The following is an 8,191-nucleotide window of genomic DNA, read 5'->3' on the forward strand; positions in this document are numbered from 1 at the left end:
GGTGTTCGTCGCGCAGCACTTTGTAGAGCGGAAACGGGTCGGCATCGACCGCGGGCGAATAGGGATCGAAGGCGAACATCGGGCGATTTCCTCGAGTGCTGATGCGGCTGCTCCTCCCATCGCGTCATGGCCGAGCTTGACCCGGCCATCCACGACAACAGGCACCGCGCCGCTTGGCTTCGTGGATGCCCGGGTCAAGCCCGGGCATGACGGTTGTTGTGGAGTGGCCTCCGCGGGCCAAACTAACGACGCCGCTTCACCACCAGCGTCGCAGCCGGGATCAGGTCCCGGCCTCACGCCGCCTTCGCTAGCCGCGGCCGGTTCTCGATCAGCATGATGCCCGATGCGGTGTTGGAGATCGGCAGATGATAGTTGCGGTGCAGTTCGCGCACGTCGCCGGTCAGCGCGCCGCGCATCGCGACCCAGTTCATCACTTCGACGCCCTGGCTGCCGGCGAGTTCGACCAGCTGATGCGGATCGATGTCGAGCAGGCTGTCGATGTCGCCGGTCATCGCGTCCATGCAGCGGCGGTCGAACGCGGTGTTGATGAAGCCGGCGCGCTCGCCCTCGAGCTGATGCGACAGCCCGCCGGTGCCGATCACCACCACCTTGAGGTCTTCCGGATAGGATTCGATCGCGCGGCCGATCGCCTGGCCGAGCTTGAAGCAGCGCCGTAGCGACGGCAGCGGATGCTGCACGGTGTTGACCACCACCGGCACGGTCGGGATCGCATGCGCCCGCTCGCGGAAGAACAGCTCCATCGGCAGGCTGTAGGCGTGATCGACCAGCATCTCCTGACAAGTCACCGGATCGAACTCGGCGCTGACCAGCGTGTCGATGATGTGCCACGACAGCGCGGTGTCGCCGCGGAATGGCTCGCGCACCGGAATGCCCCAGCCCTCGTCCTCGTTGCGATATTCCGGCGCGGCGCCGATCGCGAAGGTCGGCATCTTGTCGAGAAAGAAGTTGAGGCCGTGATCGTTGTAGATAACCACCGCGGCGTCGGGCCTATTGGCGTCGAGCCAGCGGCACGGCGCGTCGAAGCCGTCGAAGAATGGCGCCCAGTACGCGTCCTTCTGCAGGCCCTTGGCGATGGCGCCGCCGATCGCCGGCACGTGCGATGCGGCGAGGCCGCCGATGATCGTCGCCATGATCAGGTGTCCCTCGCGGCCAGCAACTTCGCCTTGAATTGTTCGACCGTCAGCCCGGTCTGCAGCGCGCCGATGTCCTGCATGTTGAGGCCGAGGATGCCGGCGAATTTCGCCAAGTAGTAGGCATTGCCGCCGAGCTCGAGCAGCTTGAGGAGATCGCGCTTGAGCAGCGCCTCTGTCTGCGCCGCGGTGAGACCATAGCGCGCGCAATACGCCGCCTCGTCGCGCACGAATTCAGCGCGGTTGGCGGCGTCGTTGAAGGAGAAGCACATCTTGTCGAGGGCGTAGCCCTTCTGCGCGGCTTCGGGGCCGAAGATCGGCGTGCCGAAAATTTCACGACGAGGGTTGGGTGGTCTGCCCGCCGCACTCACCGCTGCCTGGCTGGTCGCCTGCCCCATGCCCGCTCCTCCCGATCGCCTGCCACCCTGCGGCGGCGTTTCGCGAACGATAGGCGGGCGCGGCTACCCTGGATTGAGCCAAATCAAATGATTGTTTCGTCGCCCTCAGACGCGGCCGCGCCACCAGACGCGCAGCCGCTGCACCAGCCCGATCCGCGGCGCGCCATCCAGCGGCTGCTCCAGCGCCAGCGACGGGGCGTCGGCGAGGTCGGCGACCGGTTCGTCGGACACGGGCTGGGGAGGCTCGCCATGCTCAAGCTCGGGCAGTGTTGCTGCCGCCGCGGCGAGCACCAGCGGACCGACCTGGGACAGAAAGGCCTGCTCATAGCCGCGAGTCAGCCGCTGCGTCGCGTCATGCAGCGGCAGCCAATCGACCGCACTGATGTCCTTCATCAACGGCCGGCTCGGCGTCACGTCCGCGTCCATCCGCCAGAAATGCACCACCTTGGAGCGGCCGGCGACCTCGTAGGCGAGCGTACCGAGAAACTCGTGCACCGTGACCAGATGGCCGGTTTCCTCGATCGCCTCACGCTCGGCGGCGGCACGCGGCGTTTCACCGATCTCCAGCTTGCCTTTCGGCAGCACCCAGTCGCCGCGTTTGCGCATGCGGACGACCGCGAACAGCGGCGCGCCGCCGCTTCGCACCACGATCCCGCCTGCCGCCAGCACCGGTGGTCGCAATTCCAATCCCCTCTCCGGGCCATTCGCCCAAGCGCCCGTGATCTCGCGTTCTCACCGGAACACCGCCGGTTCAGTGTCCCTGCCCCAATATAGGATGGGCTCAAGTCCGGATCGAGACGGAAGCCGGCGGCGGCACGCGCAGCACCGTAATGCGTGAGGCCGGCAGGGCGCGATCCGGCTGCGACGCACCAGTTTCGTCCGCGCGAGGTTGCCCGCAATTGGAACGGGCTGCACAACATACCGCCATGCCGCACGACTTTAGATATGTAAAACTGTTTTAAGTAGAACCGCCAAAGGGTGGGATGATGGCGATCGACTTCACGCTGACTTCGTATCAGCGCCGCCTGCAACGGATCGCCCGCGAATTCGCCAACGAGATCCTCGCGCCGCTGGTCGGTGCCGCCGACGAGGAGAGTGATCCGCAACGGGCGTTTCAGGCGGTCAAGGGCGCCTACGTCGAGAGCTACAAGCTGGGCTTCGCCACCGGCTTCATCCCGAAGAAGTATGGCGGCGGCGGAATTTCCAATCTCGATTTGCAGATCGTTGTCGAGGAAATCTGCGCCGTCGATCCGGGCTTTGCCACCATCCTGCTCGTCAACGGCCTGGCGCTGATGCCGCTGGTGTGGTTCGGCTCCGAGAGCCAGAAACAGAAATGGCTGCCACAGGCGACGAGTGATCCGCGCGGCGAGTATCTGGCCGGATGGACGGTGAGCGAAGCTCCGGGCAATCCCGGCGGCACGGCGAATTTCGACGGCGCCGCGGCCTTCCCGGCCGGCATCGGACTGATCGCGCAGCACGACCGCAAGAACGGCGAGTACATTCTCAACGGCCGCAAGCTGTGGCCGGTGAACGCCGGCGGATGGGATCTGCGCGGCGCGGACGTCAACGTCTGCATCGTGCGGACCGATCCGCAGGCCGGCGGCTCGCGCGGCCTCAGCGCGATCATCGTTCCGCGCGACACCGCCGGGATTTCCTACGAGCGGCCGATCTCGAAGCTGGGCCACCGGCTGTGTCAGAACAACTCCGTCGTGTTCTCGGACTGCCGGGTGCCGGAGGAGAATGCGTTTGCGATCGGCGACGGCGATCTGGTGATCAACAAGGCGTTCACCTGGTCCGGCCCGGTGGCGGCGATCGCATCGGTCGGTGTCGCGCGCTCGGCCTACGAATACGCGTTGAGCTGGGCCAAGACGCATACCGGCGGCGGCGATCAGCCGATTATCACGCATCAGGCCGTCGCCTACACGCTCGCCGAAGTCGCCATGAAGGTCGAGGCCGGCCGCGCCTTCGCCTGGAAGGCGGCGCACTACCACGATCTGCACAACGCCGACGGCCACGCGATCGGCCCGATGGCGAAAGTATTCTGCAGCGAGATGCTGTTCAACGCGGTGTTTCAGGCCATGAAGGTGGTCGGCGTCAATGCGCTCGACCGATCGCTGCCACTCGAGCGCTATCTGCGCGAGGCCGCGGTGTTTCCGTTGTATGACGCCGGCAATCTCGGCATGCAGATGCGTAAGATCTGCGCGGTGATGGCGAGCCCCGATTTCGATCCGCGCGCGATCGCACGTTCGGCGGCGACACCGTTCGGCAAGAAGGCCCCGCCGCCGGACAGTCAGGCCGTCGGCAAGAACCTGAAGCTGCAGGCCTGACCGCCGCGCTGCATGCACTCCTGATGCTCGATCGGCGCGCCCATCAGGCCGGAGAGAAATCCGAGATCGAACTGGCAGACTTCGGTGTAGTCCTTGGACAGATCGTGGAACACGCAGTTCTTGCACTCGATGCGGGGCAGCTTCTCGCCCTTGCCGGGCGAGATCACCCGCGCGGCGAAGCCGGTCTCGTTCATGATCTTCACGATCTCGACGACCCGCTCAACCCTGGTCTTGCCGACCAGCCGCGGAATCGCGGCCGACGACATGTCGACGCCGAGTTCGAACATGTAGGCGCCGAATTTCGACGCGCCGATCTTCTTGCGCAGGCTCTCGAACATGACGCGCGAGAACCATGAGTAGCGCTTGGGAAACAGATCGATCCCGCTGTCGGTGAGGGTGTACAAAAAGCGCGGGCGGCCGCCGCTCTTCGACGAGGTGTGCTGCACGTAGCCGGAGCGCTCCATGCCGGCGAGATGCTGCTTCACCGCGCTGCGGGTGAGGTCCACCGCGCCCGCCAGTTCGTCGATCGTTAGTCCAGCTTTCGCGTCCAGGAGTTTGGCCAGCAGCTTCTGCTGGGTATCGCCGACAATCACCAATCGCCTCCGCTCAGCCCCTGCGTCAGATGTAACCCAAGACCGTCACTGCCGCTGCGTGAATTTCGGACACATCCTGCACAAAACCCCGACAGTGTGCACGTCCAAAAAGCTAATAGCCAGTTTAAACAGTTTTTACTGCCTAAAACATCTTCTTGTCGTTTGCTGCCCCTGGCCGATGATGGCGGCGTTGAAGCGGGGCGCCGGGCTCTTCGTCTGCAACGATCAGTAATCAGCACAGTGGAGAACGCGAATGGCGATCGATTTCACGATGTCGGCGGAGCAGCGCAAGATCCAGAAAATGGCGCGGGACTTCTCCGAGGGAGTTCTCGCGCCGGTGATACCAGCGGCCGACAAGGAGCCCGATCCGATGTTGGCCTATCAGAAGACCAAGGGCGCCTATATCGAGGCCTACAAAGCCGGCATCGCGATGGCGATGCTGCCGAAGGAGTACGGCGGCGGCGGGTTGTCCTGCCTGGATTTCGTGATCGCGGCCGAGGAAATCTGCGCCGTCGATCCCGGCTTCGCCTGCACGGTGCTGTGCAATGGCCTCGGCCTGATGCCCGTCGCCTGGTACGGCAGCGAGGAACAGAAGAAGCGCTTCATCGGCGAGGCGACCTCCGACCCGACCGGCACGTATCTCAGCGCCTGGACGGCCGGCGAGCCGCCCGGCGGCAGCGGCGGCACAGCGAATTTCGACAGCCCGCTGCCGAAGGCCGGCATCGGCATGACCGCGGTTCGCGACGGCGATTACTTCATCCTCAACGGCAAGAAGAAATGGTCGTCGTCGGCCGGTTGGGACGGCCTCGGCAGCAACACCCAGACGGCGATCATTCGCACCGACAGCAGCGTCGGCGGAACCCAGGGTCTCTCTGCGATCGTGGTCGAACGCGGCACACCGGGCATCACCTGGAAATTCCTCGACAAGGAAGGCCACCGCACCACCTCGAACGCGCTGGTGATCTTCGACAACGCCAAGGTGCCGGTCGACAATCTGCTGCCCGGCGCCGAAGGCAATGGTGACTTCGTCATCAACCGCAACTTCGCCTGGTCCGGCCCGGTGGCCGCCATCGCCGCCGTCGGCGTGGCCCGTGCGGCCTACGAGGACGCGCTCGCCTTCCTCAAAAAGAACACCGCCGGATCGCTGACGCCGATCATCCGCTTCCAGAACGCCGGCTACATCATGGGCGACATCGCGGCGAAGATCGAATCCGCCCGCTACTTCTCGTGGCGTGCGGCGGACTATCTCGACAAGCACGCGCAGCATGCCGAGCTGCTCGGCGCGATGTGCAAGATCAACGTCACCGAGACGATGTTCGAATGCGTCTACAAATGCATGCAGATCGTCGGCGTCAACAGCCTGTCGACCGAATACAAATTCGGCAAGTATCTGCGCGAAGCTTCGGTGCTGCCGATCTATGACGGCGGCAACATGGGCATGCAGCGCCGCCGCGTGCACGGCGTCATCGCCGAGGAGAGCTTCAACCCTCGTGCGATCATGGACGACGACTTCGTGCCGTTCGAGAAGTCGATGGAGGCGATCGACACCGTCGCCGATCCGATCGCGAAATCCCGCGGCATCATGCAGGCTGCGGAGTAAGTCCGCCGGGACCGGCCGGCCTCAGGCCGGTCCCACCTTCTCGGCCCATGTCACATGACTGGGCCAAGGCCGGCGCAGCCGGCTGCACGGTGCGCCCTGTCCCCTCCTCCCGCGACACGTGCCGGTCGGCCTCGTTTTCAACTTGACGAAGCTCTGCACGAGCGGACTGGCGGTGAGCGCATCCGCCGGGATAATCTACGCCGGCATCGCCGCAGCGACGGTGCCGGACCGCCGCGGACACGCCGCGCGGCCAAGAAGAAACGACAACGAGGACACGCGCATGACTTTCTGGGCAGAAACCGGCCTCGGCGGGCCGCTGCGCCGCGAGACGCATTATGGCGACCGCACGATGTTGTGCTTCGCCGAGCGGCCGCCGCATCTGGCGGCGATGTTCGACGATCTGGTCGCACGGTTCGGCGACCGCCCGGCGATCATCGACGATCGCACCCTGACCTATTCCGAACTGAGCGCGCTGGTCCGCAACATCGCGGCGGCGCTGACCGGGCTTGGCATTGCGCGCGGCGACCGCGTCGCGCTGTTTCTCGGCAATTGCTGGGAATTTCTCGCTGTGACGCTGGCGTGCAACCGGATCGGCGCGCTGGTGGTGCCGATCGGCACGCGGCAGCGCAAGGCCGAGCTGGAATTTTTGCTGGGCAACAGCGGCGCCAAGCTGCTGGTGTTCGAAGCCGAGCTGGCCGACCAGATTCCATCCGCGGCCGAAGCGCCCGAGCTCACGCATCGCTTCGTCGCGCATGGCGATGCGGCGGGCGCGCGGTCGTTCGACGATCTGCTCACGGCTGCCACCGATGTGCCGCCGGCGCAGCTGCACGAAGAAGACACTGCCGTCATCCTCTACACCTCGGGCACCACCGGCAAGCCGAAGGGCGCCGAGCTGACACATCTCAGCATTCTGCATTCGGCCTACGCATTCGCCCGTGCGCATGAACTCACCGAGCACGACCGCGGCCTAGTCGCGGTGCCGCTGTCCCACGTCACCGGTTTGGTCGGCGTGTCCTATGCGACGCTGGCGGCGGGCGGCTGCGTGGTACTGATGCGGCAAGCCTATAAGACGCCGGATTTCCTCGCGCTGGCGAGCCGCGAGCGGATCACCTACTCGATCCTGGTGCCGGCGATCTACACGCTGGTGGCGATGGCGCCGGAATTCAACAAGCACGATCTGTCGGCATGGCGGATCGGCTGCTTCGGCGGCGCGCCGATGCCGGTGCCGACCATCGAGATGCTGAGCAAGCGATTGCCGAACCTGCAACTGCGCAACGCCTATGGGGCGACCGAAACCACCTCGCCGACCACCATCATGCCGAAGGCCTTTTGGCGTGATCACATGGACAGTGTCGGGCAAGCGATCCCCTACGCGCAGGTCCGCGTGGTCGATGCCGACGACAACGAGGTCGCGCCCGGCGAGCCTGGCGAACTGCTGATCGCCGGCCCGATGGTGGTGCCGCGCTATTGGCAGCGGCCGGATGCCAACGCCAAGGAATTTGTCAACGGCGCTTGGCGCAGCGGCGACATCGGCTCCGTCGATGCCGACGGCTTCGTGCGGGTGTTCGACCGCAAGAAGGACATGATCAACCGCGGCGGCTTCAAGATCTTTTCGGCCGAAGTCGAGAACGTGATCTGCGGCATCGACGGCGTACTCGAGACGGCTATCATCGGCACGCCCGACCCCGTGCTCGGCGACCGCGTCAAGGCCATGGTGGTGACGAGCGAAGGCGCCCGCCTGAGCGAGCGCGACGTCGCCGCCTACTGCGCGGCGCGGATGTCGGACTACAAGGTCCCGTAAAGCATAATCATCCGCTCCGAGCCTCTGCCACGCAACGCCAACGGCAAGATCCAGAAGATCGTGCTGCGCGAAACGATCGCCGACCGGGCGGCGAGGCATGCACAGGGGTAAGACCCGCACCAGGCACAGCATAACCTCTCCCGCTTGGGGAGAGGGAGCAAGCCGTGCGCTTCTCCCCTCCCCCTTGCGGGGAGGGGTCGGGGGTGGGGGTCCCCAAGCACGGTGCCTTGTTCAACCGGCATGATTCACGACACTTTAGACCGGGATGATTGTCGACAGGTCTGGGTCCGCGTGTTGCGGCGCGTAGCGCAGCCCCTCTCG

Annotated in this window: 7 protein-coding genes; 3 read left to right on the plus strand and 4 right to left on the minus strand. The window is 65.3% G+C overall.

All coding sequences use genetic code 11. The annotated features are described in order from the left end of the window. Nucleotides 1-293: 293 nt before the first annotated feature. The 3 genes from ACOJTD_RS14540 to ACOJTD_RS14550 all read right to left on the minus strand — a co-directional run bounded on the left by ACOJTD_RS14540 (nt 294) and on the right by ACOJTD_RS14550 (nt 2,230). Nucleotides 294-1,151 (minus strand): class III extradiol dioxygenase family protein, encoded by an 858-nt coding sequence (locus ACOJTD_RS14540; RefSeq protein WP_420133608.1) that lies wholly within the window; start codon nt 1,149-1,151, stop codon nt 294-296. Nucleotides 1,152-1,153: 2 nt separating this feature from the next. After that, nucleotides 1,154-1,549: a protocatechuate 4,5-dioxygenase subunit alpha gene (locus ACOJTD_RS14545; protein WP_420133609.1), complete on the minus strand. Its 396-nt coding sequence runs from the start codon at nt 1,547-1,549 to the stop codon at nt 1,154-1,156. A gap of 105 nt (nt 1,550-1,654) precedes the next feature. Further along, entirely contained in the window at nt 1,655-2,230 is a 576-nt protein-coding gene (locus tag ACOJTD_RS14550; protein WP_420133614.1) for an NUDIX domain-containing protein, read from the minus strand. Between the two features lie 305 nt (nt 2,231-2,535). On the opposite strand from ACOJTD_RS14550, the gene ACOJTD_RS14555 reads away from it, so the two are divergent. Beyond that, complete coding sequence (locus ACOJTD_RS14555; protein ID WP_420133610.1) at nt 2,536-3,876, plus strand: acyl-CoA dehydrogenase family protein; 1,341 nt, start codon at nt 2,536-2,538, stop codon at nt 3,874-3,876. On the opposite strand, the gene ACOJTD_RS14560 is transcribed toward ACOJTD_RS14555, so the two are convergent. Beyond that, the gene (locus ACOJTD_RS14560; RefSeq protein WP_420133611.1) at nt 3,840-4,469 is read right to left on the minus strand and encodes a helix-turn-helix transcriptional regulator; all 630 of its coding nucleotides are present in this window, start codon (nt 4,467-4,469) and stop codon (nt 3,840-3,842) included. The two genes, ACOJTD_RS14555 and ACOJTD_RS14560, sit on opposite strands and share 37 nt — an antisense overlap. Before the next feature lie 253 nt (nt 4,470-4,722). Between ACOJTD_RS14560 and ACOJTD_RS14565 the strand changes: the two genes are divergently transcribed. Continuing rightward, nucleotides 4,723-6,069, plus strand: a complete 1,347-nt coding sequence (locus tag ACOJTD_RS14565) for an acyl-CoA dehydrogenase family protein (protein ID WP_420133612.1) — start codon at nt 4,723-4,725, stop codon at nt 6,067-6,069. A 280-nt stretch (nt 6,070-6,349) separates the two neighbouring features. Next, the gene (locus ACOJTD_RS14570) at nt 6,350-7,870 is read left to right on the plus strand and encodes a class I adenylate-forming enzyme family protein (RefSeq protein ID WP_420133613.1); all 1,521 of its coding nucleotides are present in this window, start codon (nt 6,350-6,352) and stop codon (nt 7,868-7,870) included. Nucleotides 7,871-8,191: the final 321 nt, after the last annotated feature.

It is taken from the genome of Rhodopseudomonas sp. (genome assembly GCF_048594845.1).
Classification (GTDB): domain Bacteria; phylum Pseudomonadota; class Alphaproteobacteria; order Rhizobiales; family Xanthobacteraceae; genus Rhodopseudomonas.

What these genes read in the sequence shown, in the direction of transcription:
- ACOJTD_RS14570 (WP_420133613.1), top strand. Translation starts at nt 6,350, where the DNA reads ATGACTTTCTGGGCAGAAACCGGCCTCGGCGGGCCGCTGCGCCGCGAG.
- ACOJTD_RS14555 (WP_420133610.1), top strand. Translation starts at nt 2,536, where the DNA reads ATGGCGATCGACTTCACGCTGACTTCGTATCAGCGCCGCCTGCAACGG.
- ACOJTD_RS14545 (WP_420133609.1), bottom strand. Translation starts at nt 1,549, where the DNA reads ATGGGGCAGGCGACCAGCCAGGCAGCGGTGAGTGCGGCGGGCAGACCA.
- ACOJTD_RS14540 (WP_420133608.1), bottom strand. Translation starts at nt 1,151, where the DNA reads ATGGCGACGATCATCGGCGGCCTCGCCGCATCGCACGTGCCGGCGATC.
- ACOJTD_RS14565 (WP_420133612.1), top strand. Translation starts at nt 4,723, where the DNA reads ATGGCGATCGATTTCACGATGTCGGCGGAGCAGCGCAAGATCCAGAAA.